Raw genomic sequence first — 25,293 nt, forward strand, 5'->3', positions numbered from 1 at the left:
CGTCAATTTCTCTCGTTGCGACCGGGGCTGGCAGTCAGGCCGGTCAGGTTGAACACACGCTTGGGGATGATTTCGCCATTGCCAACTTCGGCAAGCGCCAAAAGACGGCCTGCCACCGTGACATAGACTGTGCCGCTACAAGTGGGCGCATCCCGTCCGCGCAACAAAACGGCTTGGCCCCGATGGAGCCTTGCCGCATCAGCCCGAGTGACGGCCAGTGCCGGGATGTCGTCCAGCGCGGTCTCAACGGGCAAAAGCGCGTCGGCGAGGCTGCCCTCGCCGGACGCGGCTCTATCGCACAAAGCCTCCAACTGATCCAGCGGAATCATGTCGTTTTCGCCAAATGGGCCGACCAGGGTCCGCCGGAGCGCGCAGATATGGCCGTAAGTGCCGAGAATTCGGCCCATATCGCGGGCGAGCGCGCGGACATAGGTGCCCTTGCCGCACTCGGCCTCGAACACTGCCCGGTCGTTATCTGGTTGATCGACAAGGGTTAAATGGTGAATCTCGACCGGGCGGGGGGCCAGCTCCACGACCTCGCCGTCGCGGGCGAGGTCATAGGCGCGCTCGCCCTGGACCTTGATCGCCGAGTAGCGCGGCGGGATCTGCTCGATCACCCCGGTGAAGCGGGGCAGCAGGGCCAGGATGGCGTCCCGGGTCGGGCGCTGGTCGGAGGTCGCGGTCACCCGTCCCTCGATATCGTCGGTGTCGCGCTCCTCGCCCCAGCACACGGTAAACTGGTAGCGCTTGCGCCCGTCCATCACAAAGGGAACCGTTTTGGTGGCCTCCCCGAGCGCAATCGGCAGGCCGCCGGAGGCGAGCGGGTCGAGCGTGCCGGCATGTCCCGCGCGCTTGGCGTTGAACAGGCGCTTGAGCACCGCAACCGCCTGCGTCGAGGTCATCCCGATAGGCTTGTCGAGCACGACCCAGCCATGGACGTCGCGGCGATCGCGCCGAACCTGGTTGCCCTTCTGCTGCTTGGCGCGCGGATCGTTGTTGACGCGGCGCGGCTCCTGATGCGGCTGAGAATCGCCGCCCATCTCCGTAAAATTATTTGTCTGCACATCGCGCTGATCGGCGTCGTTGCCGTCGATCGTGCCGTGAGCCGGGTCCATCGTCATTGCTCTTCTTCCCGATCCGAATCCGGATCCTGTTCCAAGTCCTTTTGCACCGCAGGTGTTCGCAAAAGCTTCTCGATCCGTTCCGCTTCGTCGAATCGTTCGTCGACGCGGAAGCGAATGTCAGGTGCAAATTTCAGGTTAACGCGCCGCGCGACCTCGCCGCGCAGGAATTTCTTGTTGCGCTCGAGCGCAGCGATGACGATCTCGGTGTCGCGGCCACCGAGCGGCATCACGTAGATTGTTGCGAGCTTAAGGTCGGGCGACATCCGTACCTCCGGCACGGTGATGATGTGGCCTTCAAGATCCGCATCATGCACGTTGCCTTGCGCCAGAATCTCGGCCATCGCATGGCGAACCTGCTCGCCGACGCGCAACTGACGCTGCGAGCCGCCGGGCGCGGAACTCTTTTTCTGATGATGGCGCGGCATGGTCGAAAATCACCTCGTCGTGCCCGCGTTTGGGACACGAGCATTGTCATTTGTCCTGTTGAAACGAATGAGGCGTGGATGGCCGGAATGAATCCGGCCATCGCACTCCCGCAATTTCAGCTCAAAAAGATCCGGGCGCTTCGGTAAGATTTGGACTTACAGGGAGCGCTGGATCGTCTCCACGCGATAACACTCGATCACGTCACCCGCACGCATGTCGTGATAGTTCTCGAAGGCCATGCCGCATTCCTGACCGGACTGGACTTCCTTCACCTCGTCCTTGAAGCGCTTCAGCGTCGACAGCTTGCCTTCGTGCACGACGACGTTGTCGCGGATCAAGCGCACATTGGCGCCGCGTTCCACAGTGCCGTCGGTGACGCGGCAGCCGGCGACCTTGCCGACCTTGGAGATGTTGAAGATCTCCAGGATCTCGGCATTGCCCAGCATGGTTTCGCGCAAGGTCGGCGCGAGCAGGCCGCTCATCGCCTTCTTCACGTCGTCCACGAGGTCGTAGATGATGTTGTAGTAGCGGATCTCGATGCCGTTGCGCTTGGCGGCCGCAGCAGCTTCCTTGTTGGCGCGAACGCTGAAGCCGATGATCGCGGCGTTAAAACCTTCCGCGAGCGTCACGTCGGATTCCGAGATGCCGCCGACGCCGGCATGCAGGATGCGGGCGGCGACTTCGTCGGTACCGAGCTTCTCCAGCGAGCCGAGGATGGCTTCCAGCGAGCCCTGCACGTCGGCCTTGACGATCAGCGGGAATTCCTTGCGGCCCGCCGTCTTCAACTGCGACATCATCTGCTCGAGCGAGCCGCGCATGCCGGAGATCGAGGCCGCCGCATTCTCGCGCTTCTGGTGCGCGCGGTAGCTGGTGACCTGGCGGGCGCGGGCTTCGTTCTCGACGACCGCGAGACGATCGCCGGCTTCCGGCGGACCGTTGAAGCCGAGCACCTCGACCGGCACCGAGGGACCGGCCTCCTGCACCGTCTCGCCCTGATCCGAGATCAGCGCGCGGACACGGCCCATCTCGGCGCCGGCGACGATGATGTCGCCGACACGGAGCGTGCCGCGCTGGACCAGCACGGTCGCGACCGGACCACGGCCGCGATCGAGCTTGGCTTCGATCACGGTGCCTTCGGCCGGACGCTCCGAATTGGTCTTCAGGTCGAGGATTTCGGCCTGCAGCGCGATCATCTCGAGCAGCTTGTCGAGATTGGTCTTGTTCTTGGCGGACACTTCGACGTCGACGACTTCGCCGCCGAAGGATTCCACCTGCACCTCGTGCTGGAGCAGCTCGGTGCGCACGCGCTCGGGCTTGGCATCGGGCTTGTCGATCTTGTTGATGGCAACAATGATCGGCACGCCTGCCGCCTTGGCGTGATTGATGGCTTCGACCGTCTGCGGCATCACGCCGTCATCGGCCGCGACCACCAGCACGACGATGTCGGTGACCTTGGCGCCCCGGGCGCGCATCGCGGTGAACGCTGCGTGGCCGGGCGTGTCGATGAAGGTGATCTTCTTGCCGGTTTCGGGCGAGGTCACCTGATAGGCGCCGATATGCTGGGTGATGCCGCCGGCTTCGCCGGAGACCACGTTGGCATGACGGAGCGCGTCGAGCAGCGAGGTCTTGCCGTGGTCGACGTGGCCCATCACGGTCACGACGGGCGAACGGGTCTCGGTGTCGGTGGAATCGTCGACCTGGTCGAACAGGCCTTCTTCAACGTCGGAGGCGGCAACGCGCTTGACGGTGTGACCGAGCTCTTCGGCGATCAGCTGCGCGGTATCGGCATCGATCACGTCGGTGATCTTGTGCATCGCGCCCTGCTTCATCAGCATGCGGATGACGTCGACCGCGCGCTCGGCCATGCGGTTGGCGAGCTCCTGGATGGTGATCGCTTCCGGAATGACCACCTCGCGAATGAGCTTTTCCTTCGGCTCGTTCGAGGCATGGCCCTTCAGGCGCTGGGTACGGCGGCGGAACGAGGCAATCGAGCGCTCGCGCACTTCGTCGGCATTGAGCGCGGTGACGACGGTCAGGCGGCCGCGCTCCTTCTGCGGGCCGGGCTTGTGGGTGGTCTTGGGGGCTGCCGCGGGACGCGCAGCGCCGCCGGGACCGCGACGGATCTGGCGCGGACCATCGTCCTCGTCCGGTCCGGCTGCGACTGCCGGAGTACGGCCCAGCGGGCCACCGCCGGCCGGCCGTTGCGTGGTCGTTCCGGGGCGCGCGGTCGTTGCTCCCGGACGTGCCGTCGCGGGGGCGCCGGGACGCGCTGCGGGCGCGCTGGGACGCGGCGCGGGAGCGGCCGAGGCCGCTGCGGCGGGACGCGGAGCGGATTGCGGCTGCTCGCCTTCGCCGAAACGCTTCTTGGCCTCGGTCTCGGCCTTCCGCTTGGCTTCGTCCTCGTGACGATGACGCTCTTCCTCGGCCTTGCGGCGGGATTCGGCGGCTTCGCGCTCGGCGCGCTCGGCGGCCTCGCGAACAGCGCGGCGCTGGGCCTCTTCCTCGGCCTGGCGGCGCTCTTCGACTTCGCGCACCTTGGCATCGGCCAGCGCGCTGGCGCGGGCGGAACGTTCGTCCTCGGTCAGCGTGCGCAGCACCACGCCGGAACCGGCATTGCGCGGCGGAGCCGGACGGGCCGGGGCAGGCGCGGGGGCGGCCGGTGCGGGCTTCGCAACCTCGGCAGCCTGCGGCTCAGGGGTTCCGTCGATCCGGCGCTTGCCGCGCTTCTCGACCACGACCTGCTTGCTGCGGCCATGGCTGAAGCTCTGGCGCACGGTACCCGTTTCGACGCGCGGCTTGAGCGATAGCGTCTTGCTCGGAACGCTCAGCTTCTTGTCGCCAGGGGTCTTGGTATCAACCATTCAGCAGTCCTAATCCTGATTTATCAGTGTTGTGCGTTGCCGCACCGTCAGATCGGTTCGTCGTTGTCTCTCAGAAATCCTGGCCGTGCTTTTCGGCAGTCTTGTCATCGTCCGCCATCCGGTATCGGACCAGCATCTGGCTACGTGACAGGAATGACCTGCTCGCCGGGCCCGCGAGCAGCGCAGCATGTATCACATTTGACCGGGTCAGTGCCAAATCCAATTCTAACGATTTCAGCGCGGTGACGACGGGAATCTGCGGCTTGGCGCCGCGATTTCCGGCATTTTGACGCGCCAGCATGTCCAATTTGCGGATTCCGTCCGCAGCCCCGTCACTGGCGTGGATCAGGACCGCGGCCGTGCCTTCCCGCAGGGCGCTCTCGACCTTACCGAAGCCGGCCACGACCTGGCCCGCCTTGGCGGCGATTCCAAGGGCTTCCGTCACGCTCCTGACGAGGAGCGCCTCGATATCGGCGGGAAGCGTCTGGGGAACGCGCAGCTCGCGCTTGAAGGCCTTGCTAAATTGGTGACGCCGCACGGCTTCCGCAACCACCTCGCGCGAGGCGGTGACCCACATGCCGCGTCCGGGCAGCTTGCGCTTGAGATCGGGAACTATGTCGCCTTGCGGCGAGACGACGAAGCGGATCAGCTCGTCGATCGGCCGGACCTGCCGGCTGACCGCGCACATCCGCATGGTCGCGGACCTTTCGGTCCGCGGCCCATGGTCGAGTTCGCTGTCAGTGCTGGCGAGCATCCGGGCGACATCCTCCGTCGCCCTTAAGCGGTCTGATCTTCGGTCGCCTCAGCCTCCTCAGTGGGCTTGGCGAGATCGGCCTCGGTGATCCAGCCGGCCTTGACGCGAGCCTGCATAATCATCGCCTCGGCATCGTCACGGGAGATGTCGATACCGTCGAGCGCGCCCGCAAATTTGGTCTGCTCGCCGCCTTCCTTGCGCTCGGTCCAGCCGACCAGATCGTCGGTGGCGCAGCCGGCGAGGTCGTCGACCGTCTTGATGTCGTTCTCGCCGAACTTCACCAGCATCTTCGAGGTGACGCCGGGCACATCCTTGAGGGAATCCTCGACGCCAAGCTCCTTGCGGCGGGCCTCGAGCTCGGCTTCCTGCTGCTCGAGATATTCGCGGGCGCGGTTCTGGAGCTCCTGCGCGGTCTCCTCGTCAAAACCCTCGATGCCGGCGAGCTCCTTGAGGTCGACCATGGCGAGTTCCTCGACCGAGGTGAAGCCTTCGGACGCCAGCAGCTGGCCGACCACCTCGTCGACGTTGAGCGATTCCATGAAGACGCGGGTGGAATTCTCGAAGTCGGCCTGGCGGCGCTCCGATTCCTCCTGCTCGGTCAGGATGTCGATGTCCCAGCCGGTGAGCTGCGAGGCCAGACGCACGTTCTGGCCGCGGCGGCCGATCGCCAGCGAGAGCTGGTTGTTGGTGTCGGGCACCACGACCTCGATGCGCTCGCGGTCTTCGTCGATGACGACCTTGGAGACTTCGGCCGGCGCCAGCGCGTTCACCACGAAGGTCGCGATGTCGGGCGACCACGGAATGATGTCGATCTTTTCGCCCTGCAATTCGTTCACCACGGCCTGCACGCGCGAGCCGCGCATACCGACGCAGGCGCCGACCGGATCGACCGAGGAATCCCGGGAAATCACGCCGATTTTCGCGCGCGAGCCGGGATCGCGGGCCACCGCCTTGATCTCGACGATGCCGTCATAGATCTCCGGCACTTCCTGCGCGAACAGTTTTGCCATGAACTGCGGATGGGTGCGGGACAGGAAGATCTGCGGGCCGCGGGTTTCACGGCGGACGTCGAAGATATAGGCGCGGACGCGGTCGCCGTTGCGGAACACTTCGCGCGGCAGCATCTCGTCGCGGCGGATGATGGCTTCACCGCGCCCGAGATCGACGATCACGCTGCCATATTCGACGCGCTTGACGACGCCGTTGACGATGTCGCCGATGCGGTCCTTGAATTCCTGGTACTGCCGGTCGCGCTCGGCCTCGCGCACCTTCTGCACGATGACCTGCTTGGCCGACTGCGCGGCGATACGGCCATATTCCAGCGGCGGCAGGGTGTCGGCGATGGTGTCGCCGACCTGGGCGCCGGGATTGGCGCGCTGCGCATCCACCAGCGAGATCTGGTTGGAGTGGTTCTCGACCTTGTCGACGACCAGCATGTGGCGCGACAGCCGCAGCTCGCCCTTCTTCGGGTCGATCTCGGCGTGAACGTCAGTTTCGCTGCCGTAACGGGCCCGTGCGGCCTTGGCGATGGCGTCCTCCATCGCCGCGATGACGATGCCGCGGTCGATCGATTTCTCGCGCGCGACGGCGTCCGCGATCTGGAGCAATTCGAGTCGATTGGCGCTGACTGCCATGGCTAGTCTCCTTCAGGCTCGATCTCGCCGCGCCGCGCACGTTCGGCGGCCAGGCGATGTTTCTTCGTATTGGTCGGGGCCGGCTTCTTTTTCGGCTTGGTGTTTTTCGTGGTTTTTTCGCTGATTTTCGCGTGTGGCGCCTGCGGCGGCGCGAGGCCGAGATCCCTGCGCATCTGACGCTCTTCGGCCTTGCCGCGGCGCATGGATTCGGCGATCAGCTCGTCGGTCAGCACCAGCCGGGCCTCGCCGATATCCTCCATCGTCAGGAGAACGTCGGCATCGTCGCCAGCCTTGACGTCGTCGCGATGCAGATGGACGCGGTCGCCTTCGACGGCACCGAGCGTGCCGCGAAAGCGCTTCCGCCCCTCATGCGCGACCGCCATCTCGACCTTCACCAGATGCCCGGAATAACGCTCGAAGTCGGAGCGCCGCACCAGGGGGCGGTCGATGCCCGGCGAGGAGATCTCCAGCCGGTAGGCGCGGTCGATGGGGTCGGCGACGTCAAGCACGGGCGAGAGCGCCCGCGAGATTGCCTCGCAATCCTCGAGCTGCATCGAACCGTCCGGCCGCTCGGCCATGATCTGCACGGTGCAGCCGGCTTCCCCGGAGATGCGGATCCGGACCAGGCGGTAACCCATGCCCTCGAGCACGGGAGCCGCGACAGCGGACACCCGTGCCGCCACGCCAGGCTCGACCACGAGCCGCGGCTCGGCCAGCAATTCGGCATCGGTGGAACCAGTGTTCGGTTCGGTCATATCAGCGGTCAAGACGCTCGTTGGTTAACGCTTGGGTTAAGGCTTGGTTAAGACTTCAAAGCCCGCTTCGGAACTCTCCCGACAGCGCGTCGGGCCGGATCTTCCACCAACCCGCGTTCAGGTAATAAAAAAGAGCGGGTCCTTTCGGGCCCACTCTCACTACGCGGATCGTATGAGAAGATGAATTGGCGCTGATATAGCCCTTTCCGCCCTCCCGGACAAGGCCCATCGCAGGCGAAGCGAGGCTTTTTGCGCCCGATTCGCGGTCTCCCGCGCAACGCTTCCTTCATTTCCGGGGCCTAAATTCCCTGATTGTGGGGCGGCTTGGACCAAGGGCGCACCCGCGGCGTGCCCTGTACGAGTTTGCGTTTTCATGACCGTTGCCACGTCGCTCATCCCCGGACTGGACGCTATCGTCAAACGCGGCGACCCTCGCCGTCGCGGCGAGATTGCGCGTGCCATCGCCGAGCTGTTCTTCCAGGATCCCACGAGGCTCGGCCCCGAGCTCATCGACCTCTTCGACGATCTCCTGATCGATCTCGTCCCGCATGCCGAGCTCACCTCGCGGGTCGATCTCGCCGAACGCTTCTCGCGCCTGGACAATGCGCCGCCGCATCTGGTGAACCAGTTCGCGCGCGAAAACGAGATCATGGTGGCGGGTCCCGTGCTGCGCCGCTCACCCGTACTCGCCACCGCCGCGCTGGTCGAGATCGCGCGGCTGAAAGGACAGGGTCATTTGTTGGCGATGACGGAACGCCCCGTCCTGCCGGTCGTCGTCACCGACGTGCTGGTCGAGCGCGGCGACCGGGATGTCGTGCGACGCGCCGCGGGCAATGCCGGCGCGGTGTTCTCGCCAGGCAGCTATTCCGAGCTGATCAAGCGCGCCGCGCAGGACGGCGTGCTGACGCTCAAGATCGGCCAGCGCAGCGATCTCTCCGGCGAACACCTGAAGGAGCTTCTCAACGGCACGCTCGACGTCATCCGCCGCCGCCTCTCCAGCGTGGTCAATCCCGTGCGCCAGGTCGAGATCAAGCGTGCGATGGCGGCAATCGAGGAGGCCGCGCTCCCGCCGGGGCCGCGACGCGATTTCTCCGCGGCCCAGCGCACGGTGCTCACCTTGCATCGCGAGGGCCATCTCGGCGAGAGCGCGCTGCTCGGTTTCGCCAAGGCGCACAAATACGAGGAATCGATCGCCTCGCTCTCGGCGATGGCCGGCATCCGCATCTCGATTCTCGACCGCTTGATCGGTGGCGACCGTTACGATCCGATCCTGATCCTCGGCCGCGTGCTCAATCTCGGCTGGCCCACGGTGCGCGCGCTGATCCTGCTCTGGTACGGCCCCAATCGCACGCCTGCCGATGCCGACATCGAAGCCGCGCGCGTGAACTTCACGCGACTGATGCCGACGACGGCCGAGCGCGTCGTGAATTTCTGGCGCAACCGGCAGACGATCTGAAATATTTCTGTCGTTCCGGGGCACGCGAAGCGTGAACTATGGTGCGCAATTGCGCACCTGAGAACCTCGAGATTCCGGGTTCGATGCTGCGCATCGCCCCGGAATGACAACTACAGCCGCCTGAACCGCAAGTAAGCCGCCTTGCGGCCTTCGCGCGCCGCCTTGCGGCCGTAGCGCGTCATGGTGTAGCCGGCCCACGGTTGCCGGAAATCGTCGGCACGTTCTGCAAGCCAGACGAAGTCCGGCGAGCGCGCAAGATGCGACAGCGTCCAGGCGCAGTAATCGTCGATATCGCAGACGAAGCGGAATTCACCATTCGGTTTCAGCACGCGCGCCATTGCGGCGATCGTCCTGTCCTGGACGAAGCGCCGCTTCCAGTGCCGCCGCTTCGGCCAGGGATCCGGATGGATCAGGTCGATGCGCGACAGCGAGGCCTTCGGCAGCCAGGCCAGCAGCTCGGCGGCGTCGCCGGCGAACAGGCGGATGTTGGCGATGTTCGCCGCTTCGATCTGCGCGAGGATTTTCGCCATGCCGTTGACATAGGGCTCGCAGCCGATGAAGCCGGTCGTGGCGAAATTCTGCGCCTCGGCCGCGAGATGCTCGCCGCCGCCGAAGCCGATCTCGAGCCGCACATCATCCGCTGCGGGATCGAAGATCTCGCGCGCATCCGCCGGCGCTGCGCCCGCGATGTCGAGCGCAAGATGCGGCAGCAGATGATCGATCAGCTCGGCCTGGTGCTGCCTGAGCTTGTGGCCCTTGCGGCGCCCGAAGAAGGCGCGCTCGCTGTCGTCGCGATCGGGGTCCGACTTGCGCTCGCTCATCGCAGCGTCTGATACAGCCGATAGAGCAGCCGCGCTCGCGGTTCGAGCGACGAGACATAGAGCTGCTCATAATGGGTGTGCGCGCCCTTGCCGTCGACGCCGAGCCCGTCGAGCGTGCCGGTGTAGGGAGCGGTGAAATTGCCGTCCGAGCCGCCGCCGGTATAGGTGTCGATCAGCTCGAAGCCGATCTCCGAGGCGAGCGTCCTGGCGTGCTCGTAGAGCGAGGCGCCTGCATTGCCCTTCTCGTAAGGAGGACGGTTGAGCTCGCCCGTGACTGTGACCGTGACGCCGTCCGTCTTCGATTTCAATCCGAGGATCTTGCCGACGAATTCGTCCGCGTCGGTGAAGCTCGGAACGCGCAGGTCGATTTCGGCATAGGCTTCTTCCGGTGTCACGTTGGGGCGCGTGCCGCCGCGCACCACGCCGACATTGACGGTGACGCCGCGCGTCAGGTCGTTCATTCCCTCCAGCGCGTGGATGATGTTGGCGAGCTCGCGGATGGCGCTGCGGCCGTCTTCGGGCCGCGAGCCGGCATGCGCCGGCACACCCTTGATGAACACCTCGAAGCGTCCGACGCCCTTGCGTCCGGTGACGATCTTGCCGCCGTCGCGCGCCGGCTCCGTCACCAGCACGTATTTGGCCTTGCGTCCTTCCTGCTCGATCAGCGCGCGCGAGGTGGGGCTGCCGATCTCCTCGTCGGAGGTGAACATGTGAGTGATGCCGAGCGGCGGACGCTTGCCGTCGGCGCAGAGCGCGGCAAAGGCGTGATGGGCGATGTAGGCGCCGCCCTTCATGTCGTAGATGCCGGGACCGAACGCGCTGTCGCCCTCGACCTTGAACGGCAGGCGCTCGATGAAGCCCAGAGGGTGCACGGTGTCGAGATGACTCAGCACCAGGATGCCCGGCTGCTCCTGCCCCCAGGTCGAGCGTGCCAAGAGATGATCGCCGCAGCCGTCGACGCCGTCGACGCGCTCCAGCGTGACGGGCAGATCGCGATAGTGATCGGCGACCAGCGACACCAGCCGGTTGACCTGTTCAGGCGCCTCCGTCGGCGTCTCGATCTCCACCCAGCGCCGGATGCCGTCGAGAATAGTTTGGGTATCGAACCAGTTGGAGTTCGTCATGGACGCATCTATGCCTTTGAATCGCATCATCCGGGAGGGCACGCGTCGACGCGCGGCCGCAAATGACGACATAGGCCAGATTTGGCGCAGCCTCAAATCGGATTGAGCTGGTGCGCGTCAGCGCTTGTCGGGGCCTTCGCGGGCCGCGATCTGCTCGACGAGATCGACGATCGAGCGGCGCATCTTCGAATCGGTGATTCGGGTGAACGCCTTGGTCAAGGCGAGACCTTCGGAGGTCGCGAGGAAGTCGGACACATAAGAGGGCGAGGCGCCTTCGCTGAAGCCATCCGGACCCGGCACGCCGCTCGGGCCGCCCTCGAACAGGAACGACACCGGCACCTGGAGAATCTCGGCAATCTGCTGGATTCGGCTCGCGCCGACCCGGTTCGTGCCCTTCTCATATTTCTGGATCTGCTGGAACGTCAGGCCCAAAGCTTCACCGAGCTTTTCCTGGCTCATGCCCAACATGATGCGACGCATACGCACGCGGCTGCCGACATATTTGTCAACAGGGTTGGGCGCTTTCGACATTTCCTCAGCCTCCAAACACCACCCTCAGCGCAATCGACCGGAATGCCTCAGGTGCCAGCAGCGTAAAAATCAAACCCTGTTATTGGGAAACATTGCGGAGAAATTTAGCAATGCCCACTGTCTTTCGCAGCGGGTGCAGAATGAGGAACCCGCCTGCAATCTGTCAACCGTGGGACTACGGTTGTCAAAGGATTCCGGCCGCCTCGCTCGCTGCGGCGCGATCAGGGGTGCCGTTTGGCAACACGCCGGCGGACCGCGAGTATCACGCCGAGCGCGACGAGCATGGCTGCGGGCACATCGCCCAGCTGCGCGTAGACGGTCGGCGGCAGTGCGGCGGGCAGGTTTGCATCCAAAATGCCTTCGATGCCGAGGCCGAGGCTGGCGACGGTTCGTCCGACCGGATCGATCACCGCGGAGATGCCGGTATTGGCGGAGCGGACCAGCGGCAATCCGAGCTCGATCGCGCGCATTCGCGCCTGCTCCAGATGCTGATAGGGGCCAGTCGAGATGCCGAACCAGCCGTCATTGGTGAGGTTCACGATCCAGCCCGGACGTTCGTTGCGTCCTGCCACCTCACCGGGAAAGATGGCTTCGTAGCAGATCAGAGGCAGCGCCGATGGTGCGCCGGCGATCGGCAGCGCATGCCGCACGCTGCCGGCGATGAAGCCGCCGCGCACACGCGTCAGCTGCTCGAAACCGAGCTTCTCCATCAACTCCTGGTAGGGAAGAAACTCGCCGAACGGCACGAGGTGCAGCTTGTCGTAGACCGCGAGCACGCTGCCGTCGTGATCGATCACGTAGATCGAATTGTAGGCGCGAGTGATCGGCGTTCCCCGCGGCAGGTCGGGCGCGCGCACTGAACCCGTGATCAGCACCGTGCCCTTCGGCAAGAGCTCGGCGATTTGCGCCATCGCGTCGGCTTCGCGCGTCAGGAAAAACGGGAAGGCGGATTCCGGCCAGATCAGGATGGTGGCATCGCGCACGCCGGTCGATTGCGGTCCGGAGGCGCGGTCCGACAGCGCGAGGTATTTCTTCATCACCTCCGCCTTGGCGGCGTAGTTGAACTTCGCGTCCTGCTGCAGGTTCGGTTGCATCAGGCGCAGCTTGGCGCCTGACACCATCGTGGTCGGATGCAGCGACAGGCGGATCGCGCCGAAGATGCTCATGACAATCAGAAGCGCGATCGCTGCGGCCGGTGCGCGCCACGCTATGCTGCGATCGGGCGTGCGGTCGATCAGCGTCGCGGGGCTCGCAAAGATCGCAACCGTCAGGAAGGTCATGCCCCACAGGCCGATCAGCGAGGCGGTCTGCGCCAGCGGCAGCGGCTCGGACAGCGCATAGCCGAACGCGTTCCAGGGAAAGCCGGTCAGCGCATGACCGCGCAGCCATTCGGCGATGGTGAGGCTTGCTGCGAGCGCCAGCACGCGCGTGGCGTTCTTGGTCCACAGCAGGCGCGCCAGCGCAAATCCGATCGCCGTGAAGATGGAGAGATAGGCCGGCAGGCCGAGCACGGCGAACGGCGTCAGCCAGGCGAAGATGTCGGCCTCGACGAAGAAGGCGTAGCCGATCCAGTAGAGGCCGGGAACGAAATAGCCGAGCCCAAACCAGTAGCCGGTCAGCGCCGCGGCGGGGACGCCGCCATAGCGTCCGCCGCTACCGTCGATCAGCCAGACCAGCACCGGGAAGGTGATGAACAGCACCGGGAAGAGGTTGAACGGCGCCAGCGCCAGCACCGACAACGCGCCGGCTGCCATGGCGATGACGGCGCGCTTCCATCCCCAGGTGAGGATGACGGCAAGCGCGATCTGACGAAGTCGCTGCAACGCGCTCACTGCGGGCCGGTCCCGTCGCTTGGCGGCGGGGTCGGCGTGTCACTGGCCGGCGGCGGGCTGCTCTCCGGCGTGGCTTCGCGGCGCCGGCTCTCGCGCTGGGTGCGCGGCGCCGGACGTTCCTTCCGCGTCGAGATGCGCAGCCGCTTGACGCGGCGCGGATCGGCATCGAGCACCTCGACCTCGTAGTTGCCCGGACCCGAGATCACCTCGCCGCGCACCGGCAGTCGTCCGACGAAGCTGACGAGATAGCCGCCGAGCGTCTCGACCTCCTCGCCGGCCTCGCCGGTGACGAAGTCCGCGCCGATCACGGTGCGGACGTCGTCGAGGCTGGCGCGGGCGTCGGCGATGAAGGCGTTGTCCGGCAGGCGCACGATCGAAGGCGGCTCGTCGCTGTCGTGCTCGTCGTCGATCTCGCCGACGATCTGCTCGACGATGTCCTCGATCGAGACCAGTCCGTCGCTGCCGCCATATTCGTCGACGACCAGCGCGAGGTGGATGCGGGTCGCCTGCATCTGCGCCAGCAGATCGATTGCCCGCATCGACGGCGGCACGTAGAGCAGCTTGCGGATGATGCGCGCGTCCTCGAGCGGCATCGCGAGATCGACCGCGCGCAAATCGAGGCCGGCCGGCAGCGGCTTCTTGCGCTTGGTCTTGGTAGCCTCCGACACGCGCGCCCGCGCGGTCATGAAGGCGAGCAGGTCGCGGATGTGGACGATGCCGACGGGATCGTCGAGCGTCTCGTTGTAGACGACGAGGCGGGAATGGCCGGCGCTCTCGAAGCGGTCCATCAATTCGCCGAGCGGGATGTCGCGCTTCACCGCGATGATGTCGGCGCGATGCACCATGACGTCGGCGATGCGGCGCTCGTGCAGGCCGAGGATGTTGCGCAGCATGGTGCGCTCGACGGCGGAGAAGCCGGTGTCGTCGGGCGTCGTGGCGTCGAGCACGACCTGGAGATCGTCGCGCACCGATCCCGCCTTCCAGCCGAACAGCGTGCGGATGGCGCGCAGCAGCCAGCTTTCCGCGGTCGGGCGCAGCACCTCGCCTGGCGTCACCACGGCCGGCAGATTGGCCGTGTTGCGCGGATTGTCGTGGGTAGGCTCGGAATCCGGCATCTCAGTGCGTCCCCGGGCGGTCGGCATAGGGATCGGGGATGCCGAGGTGAGCGAGGATCTGCGTTTCCAGCGCTTCCATCTCCTCGGCGTCGTCGTCGTTCTCGTGGTCGTAGCCGATCAGGTGCAGGAAGCCGTGCACGGCGAGGTGGCTCAAATGATGGTCGAACGGCTTGTGCTCCTCGTCCGCCTCGCGCCGCATGGTCTCGTAGGCGATCGCGATGTCGCCGAGCATGCGCGGCGCATCACCTTCTTTCCATTCGCCTTCCGGCTGGAGCGCGGGAAACGACAGCACGTTTGTCGGCTTGTCGATGCCGCGCCAGTTGCTGTTGAGGGTGCGGATGCCGGCATCATCGGTCAGCATCACGGCCACTTCCGCGTCGGCAACGTCTTCGTCGACGCTCTCGGCGGCGGCAGCGACCGCGCGCTGGATCACGGCTTCGGAATCGGGCTCGCGCTGCCAGCAATCGGCGACGACGAGGACCTCAGTCATGGGAAGGTTCGGATGTGACATTGTCTTTGTTCGGAACGAAGAGCGCCGTGTCTGCGCCCTCTTGGTCCGGCTGTTGTCCCGTCAGGATTTATCGGCGGCCGGCCGCTGCGGCGAACCTTCATAGGCGGCGACGATCCGCGCCACGAGCTCGTGGCGGATCACGTCCTCGGCTTTGAAATGAACTTGGGCAATGCCTTCGACGCCGCTCAGGAGGCGCGTTGCCTCGGCAAGACCCGAGGTCTGGCCGTTCGGCAGGTCGATCTGCGAGGGATCTCCCGTCACGATCATGCGGCTGTTCTCGCCCAAGCGCGTCAGGAACATCTTCATCTGCATCGACGTGGTGTTCTGCGCCTCGTCCAGGATGATGGCGGCGTTGGTGAGGGTGCGGCCGCGCATGAAGGCGAGCGGCGCGATCTCGATCTCGCCGGTCTGCAGCGCGCGCTCGACGATGCGCGCGTCCATGAGGTCGTAGAGCGCGTCGTAGATCGGGCGGAGATAAGGATCGACCTTCTCGCGGAGATCGCCGGGCAGGAAGCCGAGGCGCTCGCCGGCTTCGACCGCCGGGCGCGACAGGATGATCTTGTCGACCTCCTTGCGCTCGAACAGCTGCGCGGCATGCGCGACCGCGAGCCAGGTCTTGCCGGTGCCGGCGGGACCTATGCCGAACACCAGCTCGTGGCGCTTCAGCGCGCGGATGTAGGAGTCCTGCGCGGCGGTGCGCGCGCGCACCGGGCGCTTGCGCAAATTGATGCTGTCGAAGGTGGATTTGGCCGACTTGGCGTCGAACTCGAACAGCGAGCCCTGCGCGATCACGGCGCGGATCGCGCCTTCGACCTCGCCCTGGTCGAGATCCTGCCCTTTCACGGCTTGCGCGTAGAGCATCTCCACCACGCGGCGCGCGGCGTCGCAGCCGTCGCGGGTGCCGCCGATAGTGATGTGGTTGCCCTTGGAGTCGACGACGACGCCGAGCCGCCGCTCGATCTGCGCGAGATTCTGACCGTAAGGGCCGACCAGCGCGGAAGCGGCGCGGTTATCGTCGAGGTCGATGACGACCTGGGTCTCGGGCGGAACTTGCATGTCGCGGTCAAATTTGCGGCTGGGAGCGATAGAAGACGAATCCGATGCACTTTTTGGCAAGGGTTCAGGCTCCAGTGGCTTGCGATGAAGCGGGCTCGCGCGCGGTGGCGAGCTCGCCGAGAAAGCTGTAGCGCTCGAGGCTGTCGATCCGCACCGGCAGGATTTGTCCGATGATGTCGGGCGAGGCCATCACATGCGCCGGCTGGAGAAAAGCGGTGCGGCCGACGATCTGGCCGTCCTTGCGCGCCGGACGCTCGAACAGCACGTCGACCGTTGAGCCAATCGCAGCCTTGTTGAAGGCCGATTGCTGGCTGTCGATCAGTTCCTGGAGCCGCTCCAATCGCTGGTCCATCTCGGCGGGGGACACCGTCTCCTGCATGTCCGCGGCCGGCGTTCCCGGCCGGGCGGAGTATTTGAACGAATAAGCCGCAGCGTAGCCGATTTGCGTGACAAGCGCGAGGGTGGCGAGAAAATCTTGCTCGCTTTCGCCGGGGAAGCCGACGATAAAATCTGATGAAAAAGCAATGTCTTGGCGCGCGGTACGAAAACGGTCGATGACACGCCGGTAATCATCGGCGGTATGTTTCCGGTTCATGGCGGCGAGAATCCGGTCCGAGCCCGACTGCACCGGCAGGTGCACGAACGGCATCAGGGCATCGAGATCGCGATGGGCCGCAATCAGGCTGTCATCGACGTCGCGGGGGTGGCTGGTCGAATAGCGCAGCCGCGCGATCCCCGGAATCGCCGCCAGATGCTCGAGCAACCGGCCGAGCGGCCAGGTTTTTCCGTCCGGCCCCTCGCCGTGATAGGCGTTGACGTTCTGCCCGATCAGCGTGAGCTCGCGCACGCCGTTGTCGGCAAGCCGCTTCACGTCGTCGACGATCTTCGCCACCGGGCGGGAGACCTCGGCGCCGCGGGTATAGGGCACAACGCAGAAGGTGCAGAACTTGTCGCAGCCTTCCTGCACCGTGACGAAGGCGGAAATGCCGCGCGCGCGGATCGCAGCGGGCTTTGGCTGGGCCAGGAAGCCGAACTTGTCCTCGGCCGGAAATTCGGTCTCGATCGCGCGGCCTTGGTGGCCGGCGCGCTTCAAGAGCTCCGGCAGATGATGATAGCTCTGCGGTCCCACCACGACGTCGACGACAGGCGCCCGGCGTACGATCTCCTCGCCCTCGGCCTGAGCCACGCAGCCCGCGACCGCGATCTGCATCGCGCGGCCGCCGCGCGCGGCCTCGTCCTTGGCGACGCGCAGCCGCCCGAGCTCGGAATAGACCTTCTCGGAGGCCTTCTCGCGGATATGGCAGGTGTTGAGGATGACGAGGTCGGCCTCCTCGGCGCTCGCCGTCTCCACGAATCCTTCCGGAGCCAACGTGTCCACCATGCGCTGGGCATCGTAGACGTTCATCTGGCAGCCATATGATTTGATGTGCAGCTTGCGCGGCGGCGTCATGGAACCCGAAAATGGCGGTGGAGGACGGCCCTCAGATATAGGCTGGAGGGGCGAAAATCCAGCGAATGGGGGCATTTTCGGCCGTCATTCCGGGGCGCGCGCCAGCGCGAACCCGGAATCTCGGGCTAATTCCTCCAGATTCCGGGTTCACGCGCGCTGCGTGTGCCCCGGAATGACTGCGAGGGGATGGAATCAGCCAGCCAGCGCGTCCGCCTCGACCCGCCGGACCAGCTCCGGGAGCTGATGCATGTCGGCAAAAGTCAGGTCCGCACCGGCCTGCCGCAGGCTTTCGGCATGGCCGGCCCCGCAATGGCTGCCGCCGTAGAAGCCGAACACGGTCATGCCGGCTGCCCGCGCCCCGGCGATGCCGGCCAGGCTGTCCTCGATCACGACACAGCGTTCGGGCGGAACGCCCATTTCGCGCGCGGCGAACAGGAACAGGTCCGGCGCCGGCTTGCCGTTCTTGACCTGCGAGGACGAGAAGATATTCGGCGCGAGGCGTTCATAGAGCCCCGTGCTTCCGAGACTCACCCGCATGCGTGAATGCGAACCGCTCGAAGCGACGCAGACGCGTTGCGTCACGACGTCGAGCACGTCGTGGATGCCGCGGATCGCTTCCAGGTCGGCTTCGAATGCGCGAAACAGCTCGTCTTGCAGATCGCCGTGATAGGCCTCGGGCAGCGTGCGGCCGAGTTCGGTCTCGATCTCGAGATTGGCCTGCTTTGTCGAGCGGCCAAGGAAGCGCTCGGACACCTGCGCCGACGTGATCGGGTACCCGTGCCGTGTCAGCACATCCGCATGCGCGCGACAGGAGATCACCTCGCTGTCCACGAGCACGCCGTCGCAATCGAAGATGATGAGATCTATCGGCACTAAGGCATGATCCGGAAAAGTGTGGAGCGGTTTTCCCGCGCGACAAACGCGGAAAGCGTTTGCGCGGAGATCATGCCACTTAAGACGTCGGCTTGTCGTCGTCGAGCGGGACGCAATAGAGCTCGAGCCGGTGATCGACCAGCTTGTAGCCCAGCTTGCGGGCGATCTCCGCCTGCAACTTCTCGATCTCTTCGGAGGTGAACTCGATCACCTTGCCGTCGCGCAGATTGATGAGGTGATCGTGGTGGCTGTCGCGCATCGTCTCATAGCGCGCGCGGCCCTCGCGAAAATCATGACGTTCGATGATACCGGCATCCTCGAACAGCTTGACGGTGCGATACACGGTCGAGATCGAGATCTTGTCGTCGACGGCAACGCAGCGCCGGTACAATTCCTCGACGTCGGGATGATCGACCGCCTCCGCGAGCACGCGGGCGATGACGCGGCGCTGCTCGGTCATGCGCATGCCGGTGGCGGCACAGCGCGCCTCGATGCCGGACGCCTTGGATGCGGAAGAAGGTTTCAGTGCGGTCATGATTTGTCTGCCTGACGGGGCGCTTTCTGCCATCGATGTTACGATAAGTCACGTCGCATCAGAAGGGCGTTCAATTGTTCCCCATTCGGCTGCTTATAGTAGCGTTCGCGGCGTCCGACCACCATGAATCCGGCCCGGTCGTAGAGCCGCCGCGCCGGCTCGTTATTTTCCTCAACTTCGAGAAATATCGTGCGCACGCCGCGCCCCGCGAGATGGCCGAGATGGGTCATCAGCAGCGTGCGGGACAGGCCGCGGCCGCGATGGGCCTGGTCGACCGCGACCGAGAGGATCTCCGCCTCGTCCGCGCCGATCCGCGAGACGGCAAAGCCGATGATCTTGCGGCCGAGGCGCAACCGATGCACGAGCGTGTTGCGCTCGCTGATCATGCTCTCGAACTCGCTTTCGCCCCAGCCATGCGCAAAGGAAGCGCCGTGAAGCTGCGCCAGCCGTGCGGCGTCGCGCAGGGAAACCGGCTCGACGGCGGCCGTGCCGCCGCGCCACCATTCCGACAGCCATCTCATCATGAGCTTGCGGCTTGTGCGAGCGGCGGAGTTATTGCCGGTTTTGCGTCGGGCGCCTTCAGATAAAACGGCCGCGCCGGATTCGTGTCGGGATCGGCCGCCGCGCCAAGCCATGCGACCCAGCCGATGTCGGGCGCGAGCTGCGCATCGACCGCGACCGGCTGCGGCAGATCCTTCGGCCAGCGATCGGCGAGGATGTTCGCGGCATTGCCGACCAGATGCGGCGCGCCGAATTGCGAGGCCGCGATGGCTTCGTCGATGGGCGCGATGCCCGGCCGCACCAGGAGGCTGCCGTCACCGGCGACGATCTGGAAATAGACGTGATCGTGCCGCGCATCGATTGCAGAGATCACCGGCGCCGATTTGCTCTGGCCGACGATTGTGGCGGCATAGGCCGACAGCGTCGTCAGCCCGACCGCCGGCCGTTTCGCCGCAAGCGCAAGGCCGCGCGCCGCCGAAATGCCGACGCGCAGGCCGGTGAAGCTGCCGGGACCGACGGTGACGGCGATGCGGTCGAGCGATGTGAAGCCGAGATTGGCTGATTGCATTACCCGCGCGATCATCGGCATCAAGGCCTCGGCGTGACCGCGCTTCATGAGAAGTTGCTCCTGCGCAAGGAGCTCGCCGGCGTCGGTGTCGAGCACGGCCGCCGCGCAGGCCTCGAGCGCGGTATCGATGGCAAGGATCAGCATGAAAGAGCGAATGGCGAGTGGCGAATAGCGAATAGTCTAGCCGATCGGAATGCCATTCGCCATTCGCTACTCGCCATTCGCTGATCGATCACATCGGCCGGACTTCGACCACGTCGGGCACGAAGTGCTTGAGCAGGTTCTGGATACCGTGCTGGAGCGTCGCGGTCGATGACGGGCAGCCGGAGCAGGCGCCCTTCATGTTGAGATAGACGATGCCGTCCTTGAAGCCGCGGAAAGTGATGTCGCCGCCGTCATTGGCGACCGCCGGCCGCACGCGGGTCTCGATCAGGTCCTTGATCATGTCGACGGTCTCGGCATCGGCCTCGTCGAAGAACTCGTCCTCGTCGTCGAGATCGGCATCGCTTTGCGCTTCGCCGCCGGCGACCAGCGGCGCGCCGGACATGTAGTGCTCCATGATGGCGCCGAGAATCGCAGGCTTGAGCTGCTGCCATTCACCGCTCGCCTTGGTCACGGTGATGAAGTCCGATCCGTAGAACACGCCGGTGACGCCGGGCACGTCGAACAGCTTTTCGGCCAGCGGCGACCGCGCCGCCGATTCGCGGCTCGCAAATTCCATCGGGCTGCCGTCGACCACGACGCGGCCGGGAATGAACTTCAGCGTGGCAGGATTGGGGGTGGCTTCGGTTTGAATGAACATGGTTCTCTCCAGACGTCGCCGGTTCAAGGCCGGCGCGTGCTCTATCACCTAGCAGATGGCGACGGGGAACGCACGGTCAAGGGGGCGGCAGGGCGTTTCGTAGTTATATCAGCGGGTTAAGTGCTTCCTTCTCCCTCTCCCCGCAGGCGGGGAGAGGTGAAGAACGAGCTACGACAGCGAATCCACGCTTTGGTCGCTCAGGGCGCCCGAGATGATCGTCACCGGCACCGGGAACGTGCCCAGCGCATGCGCGAGCAGCGCTACCAGGGGCCCTGGACCTTCAGCACCGGGATTGGCGGCGAGCACCAGCATGGCGATATCAGGGTCCTCGTCGATGACCGCGAGCAGCTGTTCCATCGCGGCGCCTTCGCGGATCACCCGTTCCGGCGTGATCGCGGCGATGCCGTTGGCTCTCCCGGCGGCGCGGTCGAGCGCGGCCTCCGCCGCCTCCTGCGCCTCGGCGCGCATGATGTCGGCGACCCCGAGCCATTCCTGCGTCTGCTCCTCGGGCTCGATGATGCGCAGCATCACGACGCCGCCGCCGGCACGGATCGCCCAGCGGCTGGCGTAATAGACCGCGCGATCCCATTCGGCGCTGTCGTCGACGACGACGAGGCATTTGGGCTTGTGACCCGGCTCGAAGCAAAGTCGCTTGCTGGTCATGCATGTCCCGGCATGTGCACGGGTCGCATGCTGCCACACTCCCGCAATGTTTGGGAGAGGCGAAGCGGCCGGCGCCGTGGCGCCGGCCGGACTTGCGAAGCGCGCCTCAGCGCCGGCGGATGAAGCCGACGATGTCCTTCGAGAGCTTCATGGTCTCGTCGGCGATGGCGCGGGCCCGGTCGGAACCGTCGTTCAGGATGGTGTCGATATGGCCGGGGTCGGCGACGAGGCGCTTCATCTCGCCGGCGATCGGCGCGAGTTTTGTCACGCACAGCTCCGCCAGCGCGTTCTTGAAGCTGGAGAACTGGCCGCCGCCGAACTCGCGGAGCACGTCGGCCTTGGAGCGGCCGGAGAGAGCGGCGAAGATGCCGACGAGATTGTCGGCCTCGGGGCGGGCTTCCAGGCCCTTTTCCTCTGACGGCAGCGGCTCCGGATCGGTCTTCGCCTTGCGGATCTTCTGCGCGATGGTGTCGGCATCGTCGGTGAGGTTGATGCGCGAATTGTCGGAGGCATCCGACTTCGACATCTTCTTGGTGCCGTCACGCAAGCTCATCACGCGCGTCGCCGGTCCCGTGATCAGCGGTTCCGGCAGCGGGAAGAACAGGCCGTCATTGGTGCCGTGGTTGCGGATCGAGTCGCCGAAATCGTTGTTGAACTTCTGCGCGATGTCGCGCGAGAGCTCGAGATGCTGCTTCTGGTCCTCGCCGACCGGAACGTGGGTCGCGCGATAGAGCAGGATGTCGGCGGCCATCAGCACGGGATAGTCGAACAGACCCACGGACGCGTTCTCGCGGTCCTTGCCGGCCTTCTCCTTGAACTGGGTCATGCGGCCGAGCCAGCCCATGCGCGCGACGCAGTTGAAGATCCAGGCGAGCTCGGCATGGCCGGAGACCTGGCTCTGGTTGAACACGATGTGCTTCTTCGGATCGATGCCGCTGGCGATGAACGCCGCGGTCACTTCGCGGGTGTTGCGCGCGAGCTCAACCGGCCCGCCCCAGACGTCGACGCCCTGCGTGATCGCGTGCATGTCGACGACGCAATAGATGCAGTTGTGGGTTTCCTGCATCTTCACGAAGTTGACGATCGCGCCGAGGTAATTGCCGAGGTGCAGATTGCCCGTCGGCTGGACGCCCGAAAAGACCCGTTCAACGAATGGCATGGCAAGCTTTCCTAAGGGGTAGCCGGCGTCGTTTCCAACAGCGGCGCTGCTCCGTCAAGGGTAATTCGCTTGTCCCACCCGCTAGGCGGGCCGTTTCAAGGCCGCAGCCGCCTCGCGCCAGGAGGCGGCGCCGAGGATTTGCAGCAGCAGGCCGTAGACGGCGATCCCGGCCGCGATCTGCGCGCCCAGCACGATGAACCGAATGAAGCCGTGCGCCTCGACAGGCACGAGACCCACGGTCAGCCAGAGCAGGGCGCCCATGGCGGCCGCGGCGAGCACGATCCGCGGCAGCCGTTTTCGCGCGGCATCGTCCACCGAGAAGCCAAACTCGCTCGTGCCCTTCCGCAGCAGCGAGAGCGCGCTGCTCCAGGCCCCAGCCGCGATGCTCGCAGCGATCCCGCTTGCACCGAAGACATGGCCGAGCAGAACCGCGAGCGCGACCGCAACCACAAGACCTTTGGCCGTGGCCATGAGCGGCGTCATCGTGTCGCTGCGGGCGAAGAAGGCCGGCGACAGTGCCTTGATCAGCACGTGGGCCGGCAGGCCCAGCGCCAGCCACATCAGCGCATGTGCTGTTGCCGTGCTGTCGTCCGCGCCAAACGCGCCATGCTCGAACAACAGCCGCACGATCGGCTCGGCCAGCACGACCAGGCCGAGCGTCGCCGGCAGCGCAAGCCCGGCCGCAAGCTCCAGCGCGCGCGATTCCGCATGCGCCACCGCCTCGCGGTCGCCGCTGGTCACGGCCCGCGTCAGCTCCGGCACGAGCACCGTGCCCATGGCGACGCCGACAATGCCGAGCGGCAGCTCGATCAGGCGGTTGGCGAAATAGAGCCAGGACACCGCCGAGGGCGTGGCGGAAGCGATGATCGCGCCGGCCACCATCAGCCATTGCGGCCCCGAGCTTGCGATCATGCCGGGAACGGCCTTGGCGAAGAAGCCGCGCATCTCCTTGTCGAAGCTGACGCGTAACGGTGCCGCGAGGCGTCCGCTCCGCTGCGACAGCAGCATCAACAATTGCAGCAGGCCGGCGATGCCGACGGTCGCCGCCAGCAGCCACGCCGCGAAGGTCGCGTCGGCATGCCAGACGAGCAGCAACGCAATCGCGGCGATCAGCGCGATATTGAACAGCAGCGGCGAGAAGGCGGTGAGTGCAAAGCGCCCCTGCGCGTTGAGCAGTCCCATCAGCACCGTGACTGGCCCGGCGAAGGCGAGATAGGGCAGCATCAGCCGCGCGTTCGCGACGGCGAGATCGAGCGTGCTGCTGCCGAGAAATCCGGGCGCGATGATCGTGATGATCAGCGGCATCACCAGCGCGATCACGGCCGAGATGGCGATCAGGGCCGCGCTCACCGTCGCGAGCACGCGTCCCGCGAATGCGGAAGCAGCCTCCTCGCCATCACGGTCACGGACGCGCAGCCAGGCCGGGATCAGCGCCGCATTCAGTGCCCCCTCGCTGAGCAGCCGGCGCACCACGTTGACGAGCTGGAACGCCGCCAGAAACGCATCCGCCACCGCGCCGGTGCCGAGCAGTGCGGCAATCATGGAATCGCGCGCAAAGCCCAGCAGGCGCGAGGCCAGTGTTCCCGTCGAAACTGTCAGGAAGGAGCGGATCATCGGACGTTATAATACCGTTGCTTGCCCGGGCAGGCCCGGTCGTGATAGGCCGCGGGCCAGATTTCAGGCCGACAGGAAGCGGATTTCCGCTGGGATCGCAATCCGCCAAACAGGATCAAGGTGAATGGCTGACGTGAAATATGACGTTCTCGGGATCGGCAACGCGCTGTTCGACGTGCTGGTCAGGACCGACGAAGCCTTTTTGGCCAAGCACGGCATGACCAAGGGCAGCATGTCCCTGATCGACGAGGCGCGCGCCGCCGCCATTTATCAGGACATGGGCCCGGCGACCGAAGTCTCGGGGGGATCTGCCGCCAACACCATCGTCGGCATCGGCAGCCTGGGGGCGCGTGCCGCCTATGTCGGCAAGGTCAAGGACGACCAGATCGGCAAGCTCTACGTCCACGACATCCGCGCTGCCGGCGTTGCCTTCAACACGCCCGCCGCCAAGGACGGTCCCGCCACCGGCTGCTCCTACATTCTCGTCACCGATGACGGCGAGCGCACCATGAACACCTATCTCGGCGCCGCGCAGGATTTGTCGCCCGCCGATATCGACCCGGCCGAGATCGCGTCCGCCGGGATCGTTTATCTCGAAGGCTATCTCTGGGACCCCAAGAACGCCAAGGACGCCTTCGTCAAGGCGGCCAAGATCGCCCATGATGCCAGGCGCAAGGTGGCGCTGACGCTGTCGGATTCGTTCTGCGTCGATCGCTATCGCGACGAGTTTCTCTCGCTGATGCGCAACGGCACCGTCGACATCGTCTTCGCCAACGAGTCCGAGCTGCATTCGCTCTACACGACCTCGGATTTCGACACCGCGCTGAAGCAGCTGCGCAACGACGTCAATCTCGGCGTCGTCACCCGCAGCGAGAAGGGCTGCATGGTGGTGTCGTCGGAAGACGCCGTCGCCGCGCCCGCCTTCCCGGTCGACAAGGTCGTCGACACCACCGGCGCCGGCGACCTCTTCGCCGCCGGCTTCCTCTATGGTCTCGCGCGCAATCTTGCGTACAAGCAGTGCGGCGAACTCGGCGCGCTCGCCGCCGCCGAAGTGATCCAGCACATCGGCGCGCGGCCGCTGGTGTCGCTGAAGGAGCTGGCCGGCCAGCGCGGGCTGACGACGTAAGG

The 25,293-nt window shown here is 65.6% G+C and carries 24 protein-coding genes; 2 read left to right on the top strand and 22 right to left on the bottom strand.

The features are described 5' to 3' along the window. Positions 1 to 2 precede the first annotated feature (2 nt). From truB to rimP, 6 genes are all read right to left on the bottom strand, one after another. Positions 3 to 1,121, bottom strand: coding sequence for a tRNA pseudouridine(55) synthase TruB (gene truB, locus JQ592_RS14020; protein WP_211403428.1), 1,119 nt, complete (start codon positions 1,119 to 1,121; stop codon positions 3 to 5). Then, positions 1,118 to 1,549 carry a 30S ribosome-binding factor RbfA gene (gene rbfA / locus JQ592_RS14025; RefSeq protein ID WP_211403429.1) on the bottom strand — a complete coding sequence of 144 codons (432 nt, stop codon included), beginning with the start codon at positions 1,547 to 1,549 and terminating at the stop codon, positions 1,118 to 1,120. Before rbfA ends, truB begins: the two co-directional genes overlap by 4 nt. 156 nt (positions 1,550 to 1,705) lie before the next feature. Continuing rightward, positions 1,706 to 4,411: a translation initiation factor IF-2 gene (gene infB, locus JQ592_RS14030; RefSeq protein ID WP_211403430.1), complete on the bottom strand. Its 2,706-nt coding sequence runs from the start codon at positions 4,409 to 4,411 to the stop codon at positions 1,706 to 1,708. Positions 4,412 to 4,481: 70 nt separating this feature from the next. Beyond that, positions 4,482 to 5,165, bottom strand: coding sequence for an RNA-binding protein (locus tag JQ592_RS14035; protein WP_211403431.1), 684 nt, complete (start codon positions 5,163 to 5,165; stop codon positions 4,482 to 4,484). Between the two features lie 23 nt (positions 5,166 to 5,188). Then, positions 5,189 to 6,799: a transcription termination factor NusA gene (nusA, locus tag JQ592_RS14040; protein WP_211403432.1), complete on the bottom strand. Its 1,611-nt coding sequence runs from the start codon at positions 6,797 to 6,799 to the stop codon at positions 5,189 to 5,191. Positions 6,800 to 6,801: 2 nt separating this feature from the next. Continuing rightward, positions 6,802 to 7,554, bottom strand: coding sequence for a ribosome maturation factor RimP (gene rimP, locus JQ592_RS14045; protein WP_211403433.1), 753 nt, complete (start codon positions 7,552 to 7,554; stop codon positions 6,802 to 6,804). Between the two features lie 373 nt (positions 7,555 to 7,927). Here rimP and JQ592_RS14050 point away from each other — a divergent pair, with 373 nt between their 5' ends. Then, a complete protein-coding gene (locus tag JQ592_RS14050; protein WP_211403434.1) occupies positions 7,928 to 9,010 on the top strand; it encodes a DUF2336 domain-containing protein in 1,083 nt (360 codons plus the stop codon). A 110-nt stretch (positions 9,011 to 9,120) separates the two neighbouring features. Here JQ592_RS14050 and trmB read toward each other — a convergent pair whose 3' ends face one another. The 16 genes from trmB to murJ all read right to left on the bottom strand — a co-directional run bounded on the left by trmB (position 9,121) and on the right by murJ (position 24,165). Further along, entirely contained in the window at positions 9,121 to 9,831 is a 711-nt protein-coding gene (trmB, locus tag JQ592_RS14055; protein ID WP_211403435.1) for a tRNA (guanosine(46)-N7)-methyltransferase TrmB, read from the bottom strand. Continuing rightward, positions 9,828 to 10,985: a M20 family metallopeptidase gene (locus JQ592_RS14060; protein ID WP_211403436.1), complete on the bottom strand. Its 1,158-nt coding sequence runs from the start codon at positions 10,983 to 10,985 to the stop codon at positions 9,828 to 9,830. Before JQ592_RS14060 ends, trmB begins: the two co-directional genes overlap by 4 nt. 87 nt (positions 10,986 to 11,072) lie before the next feature. Further along, entirely contained in the window at positions 11,073 to 11,486 is a 414-nt protein-coding gene (locus JQ592_RS14065; protein ID WP_018319423.1) for a helix-turn-helix domain-containing protein, read from the bottom strand. A 221-nt stretch (positions 11,487 to 11,707) separates the two neighbouring features. After that, the gene (gene lnt / locus JQ592_RS14070; protein WP_211403437.1) at positions 11,708 to 13,318 is read right to left on the bottom strand and encodes an apolipoprotein N-acyltransferase; all 1,611 of its coding nucleotides are present in this window, start codon (positions 13,316 to 13,318) and stop codon (positions 11,708 to 11,710) included. Then, positions 13,315 to 14,433 (bottom strand): hemolysin family protein, encoded by a 1,119-nt coding sequence (locus JQ592_RS14075; protein WP_246820407.1) that lies wholly within the window; start codon positions 14,431 to 14,433, stop codon positions 13,315 to 13,317. Before JQ592_RS14075 ends, lnt begins: the two co-directional genes overlap by 4 nt. Before the next feature lies 1 nt (position 14,434). Beyond that, positions 14,435 to 14,923, bottom strand: a complete 489-nt coding sequence (ybeY, locus tag JQ592_RS14080) for an rRNA maturation RNase YbeY (RefSeq protein WP_433996418.1) — start codon at positions 14,921 to 14,923, stop codon at positions 14,435 to 14,437. Positions 14,924 to 15,004: 81 nt separating this feature from the next. Continuing rightward, the gene (locus tag JQ592_RS14085) at positions 15,005 to 16,000 is read right to left on the bottom strand and encodes a PhoH family protein (RefSeq protein ID WP_211403440.1); all 996 of its coding nucleotides are present in this window, start codon (positions 15,998 to 16,000) and stop codon (positions 15,005 to 15,007) included. A gap of 64 nt (positions 16,001 to 16,064) precedes the next feature. Continuing rightward, positions 16,065 to 17,450: a tRNA (N6-isopentenyl adenosine(37)-C2)-methylthiotransferase MiaB gene (miaB, locus tag JQ592_RS14090; RefSeq protein WP_211403441.1), complete on the bottom strand. Its 1,386-nt coding sequence runs from the start codon at positions 17,448 to 17,450 to the stop codon at positions 16,065 to 16,067. Between the two features lie 192 nt (positions 17,451 to 17,642). Beyond that, positions 17,643 to 18,323, bottom strand: a complete 681-nt coding sequence (locus JQ592_RS14095; protein ID WP_211403442.1) for an HAD family hydrolase — start codon at positions 18,321 to 18,323, stop codon at positions 17,643 to 17,645. Between the two features lie 79 nt (positions 18,324 to 18,402). Continuing rightward, positions 18,403 to 18,858, bottom strand: coding sequence for a Fur family transcriptional regulator (locus tag JQ592_RS14100; protein ID WP_011083619.1), 456 nt, complete (start codon positions 18,856 to 18,858; stop codon positions 18,403 to 18,405). Between the two features lie 38 nt (positions 18,859 to 18,896). Continuing rightward, the gene (gene rimI / locus JQ592_RS14105) at positions 18,897 to 19,382 is read right to left on the bottom strand and encodes a ribosomal protein S18-alanine N-acetyltransferase (protein WP_211403443.1); all 486 of its coding nucleotides are present in this window, start codon (positions 19,380 to 19,382) and stop codon (positions 18,897 to 18,899) included. Then, positions 19,379 to 20,071: a tRNA (adenosine(37)-N6)-threonylcarbamoyltransferase complex dimerization subunit type 1 TsaB gene (tsaB, locus tag JQ592_RS14110; RefSeq protein ID WP_211403444.1), complete on the bottom strand. Its 693-nt coding sequence runs from the start codon at positions 20,069 to 20,071 to the stop codon at positions 19,379 to 19,381. The genes rimI and tsaB overlap by 4 nt, the downstream gene beginning before the upstream one ends. A gap of 88 nt (positions 20,072 to 20,159) precedes the next feature. Continuing rightward, a complete protein-coding gene (locus JQ592_RS14115; protein ID WP_211403445.1) occupies positions 20,160 to 20,729 on the bottom strand; it encodes a NifU family protein in 570 nt (189 codons plus the stop codon). 168 nt (positions 20,730 to 20,897) lie between these two features. Beyond that, entirely contained in the window at positions 20,898 to 21,392 is a 495-nt protein-coding gene (locus JQ592_RS14120; RefSeq protein WP_211403446.1) for a universal stress protein, read from the bottom strand. Positions 21,393 to 21,498: 106 nt separating this feature from the next. Beyond that, on the bottom strand, positions 21,499 to 22,551 hold the full coding sequence (trpS, locus tag JQ592_RS14125) for a tryptophan--tRNA ligase (protein ID WP_211403447.1): 1,053 nt from the start codon (positions 22,549 to 22,551) through the stop codon (positions 21,499 to 21,501). Between the two features lie 81 nt (positions 22,552 to 22,632). Further along, positions 22,633 to 24,165: a murein biosynthesis integral membrane protein MurJ gene (murJ, locus tag JQ592_RS14130; RefSeq protein WP_211403448.1), complete on the bottom strand. Its 1,533-nt coding sequence runs from the start codon at positions 24,163 to 24,165 to the stop codon at positions 22,633 to 22,635. A 124-nt stretch (positions 24,166 to 24,289) separates the two neighbouring features. On the opposite strand from murJ, the gene JQ592_RS14135 reads away from it, so the two are divergent. Next, positions 24,290 to 25,291, top strand: coding sequence for an adenosine kinase (locus JQ592_RS14135; RefSeq protein WP_211403449.1), 1,002 nt, complete (start codon positions 24,290 to 24,292; stop codon positions 25,289 to 25,291). Positions 25,292 to 25,293: the final 2 nt, after the last annotated feature.

The organism is Bradyrhizobium iriomotense (assembly GCF_018129405.1).
Classification (GTDB): Bacteria; Pseudomonadota; Alphaproteobacteria; order Rhizobiales; family Xanthobacteraceae; genus Bradyrhizobium; species Bradyrhizobium iriomotense_B.

Excerpts from the sequence above, each read along its gene's own strand:
- truB (WP_211403428.1), bottom strand. The coding sequence starts at position 1,121 with ATGACGATGGACCCGGCTCACGGCACGATCGACGGCAACGACGCCGAT.
- rbfA (WP_211403429.1), bottom strand. The coding sequence starts at position 1,549 with ATGCCGCGCCATCATCAGAAAAAGAGTTCCGCGCCCGGCGGCTCGCAG.
- infB (WP_211403430.1), bottom strand. The coding sequence starts at position 4,411 with ATGGTTGATACCAAGACCCCTGGCGACAAGAAGCTGAGCGTTCCGAGC.
- JQ592_RS14035 (WP_211403431.1), bottom strand. The coding sequence starts at position 5,165 with ATGCTCGCCAGCACTGACAGCGAACTCGACCATGGGCCGCGGACCGAA.
- nusA (WP_211403432.1), bottom strand. The coding sequence starts at position 6,799 with ATGGCAGTCAGCGCCAATCGACTCGAATTGCTCCAGATCGCGGACGCC.
- rimP (WP_211403433.1), bottom strand. The coding sequence starts at position 7,554 with ATGACCGAACCGAACACTGGTTCCACCGATGCCGAATTGCTGGCCGAG.
- JQ592_RS14050 (WP_211403434.1), top strand. The coding sequence starts at position 7,928 with ATGACCGTTGCCACGTCGCTCATCCCCGGACTGGACGCTATCGTCAAA.
- trmB (WP_211403435.1), bottom strand. The coding sequence starts at position 9,831 with ATGAGCGAGCGCAAGTCGGACCCCGATCGCGACGACAGCGAGCGCGCC.
- JQ592_RS14060 (WP_211403436.1), bottom strand. The coding sequence starts at position 10,985 with ATGATGCGATTCAAAGGCATAGATGCGTCCATGACGAACTCCAACTGG.
- JQ592_RS14065 (WP_018319423.1), bottom strand. The coding sequence starts at position 11,486 with ATGTCGAAAGCGCCCAACCCTGTTGACAAATATGTCGGCAGCCGCGTG.
- JQ592_RS14075 (WP_246820407.1), bottom strand. The coding sequence starts at position 14,433 with ATGCCGGATTCCGAGCCTACCCACGACAATCCGCGCAACACGGCCAAT.
- ybeY (WP_433996418.1), bottom strand. The coding sequence starts at position 14,923 with ATGACTGAGGTCCTCGTCGTCGCCGATTGCTGGCAGCGCGAGCCCGAT.
- JQ592_RS14085 (WP_211403440.1), bottom strand. The coding sequence starts at position 16,000 with ATGCAAGTTCCGCCCGAGACCCAGGTCGTCATCGACCTCGACGATAAC.
- miaB (WP_211403441.1), bottom strand. The coding sequence starts at position 17,450 with ATGACGCCGCCGCGCAAGCTGCACATCAAATCATATGGCTGCCAGATG.
- JQ592_RS14100 (WP_011083619.1), bottom strand. The coding sequence starts at position 18,858 with ATGACCGCACTGAAACCTTCTTCCGCATCCAAGGCGTCCGGCATCGAG.
- rimI (WP_211403443.1), bottom strand. The coding sequence starts at position 19,382 with ATGATGAGATGGCTGTCGGAATGGTGGCGCGGCGGCACGGCCGCCGTC.
- tsaB (WP_211403444.1), bottom strand. The coding sequence starts at position 20,071 with ATGCTGATCCTTGCCATCGATACCGCGCTCGAGGCCTGCGCGGCGGCC.
- JQ592_RS14115 (WP_211403445.1), bottom strand. The coding sequence starts at position 20,729 with ATGTTCATTCAAACCGAAGCCACCCCCAATCCTGCCACGCTGAAGTTC.
- JQ592_RS14120 (WP_211403446.1), bottom strand. The coding sequence starts at position 21,392 with ATGACCAGCAAGCGACTTTGCTTCGAGCCGGGTCACAAGCCCAAATGC.
- trpS (WP_211403447.1), bottom strand. The coding sequence starts at position 22,551 with ATGCCATTCGTTGAACGGGTCTTTTCGGGCGTCCAGCCGACGGGCAAT.
- murJ (WP_211403448.1), bottom strand. The coding sequence starts at position 24,165 with ATGATCCGCTCCTTCCTGACAGTTTCGACGGGAACACTGGCCTCGCGC.
- JQ592_RS14135 (WP_211403449.1), top strand. The coding sequence starts at position 24,290 with ATGGCTGACGTGAAATATGACGTTCTCGGGATCGGCAACGCGCTGTTC.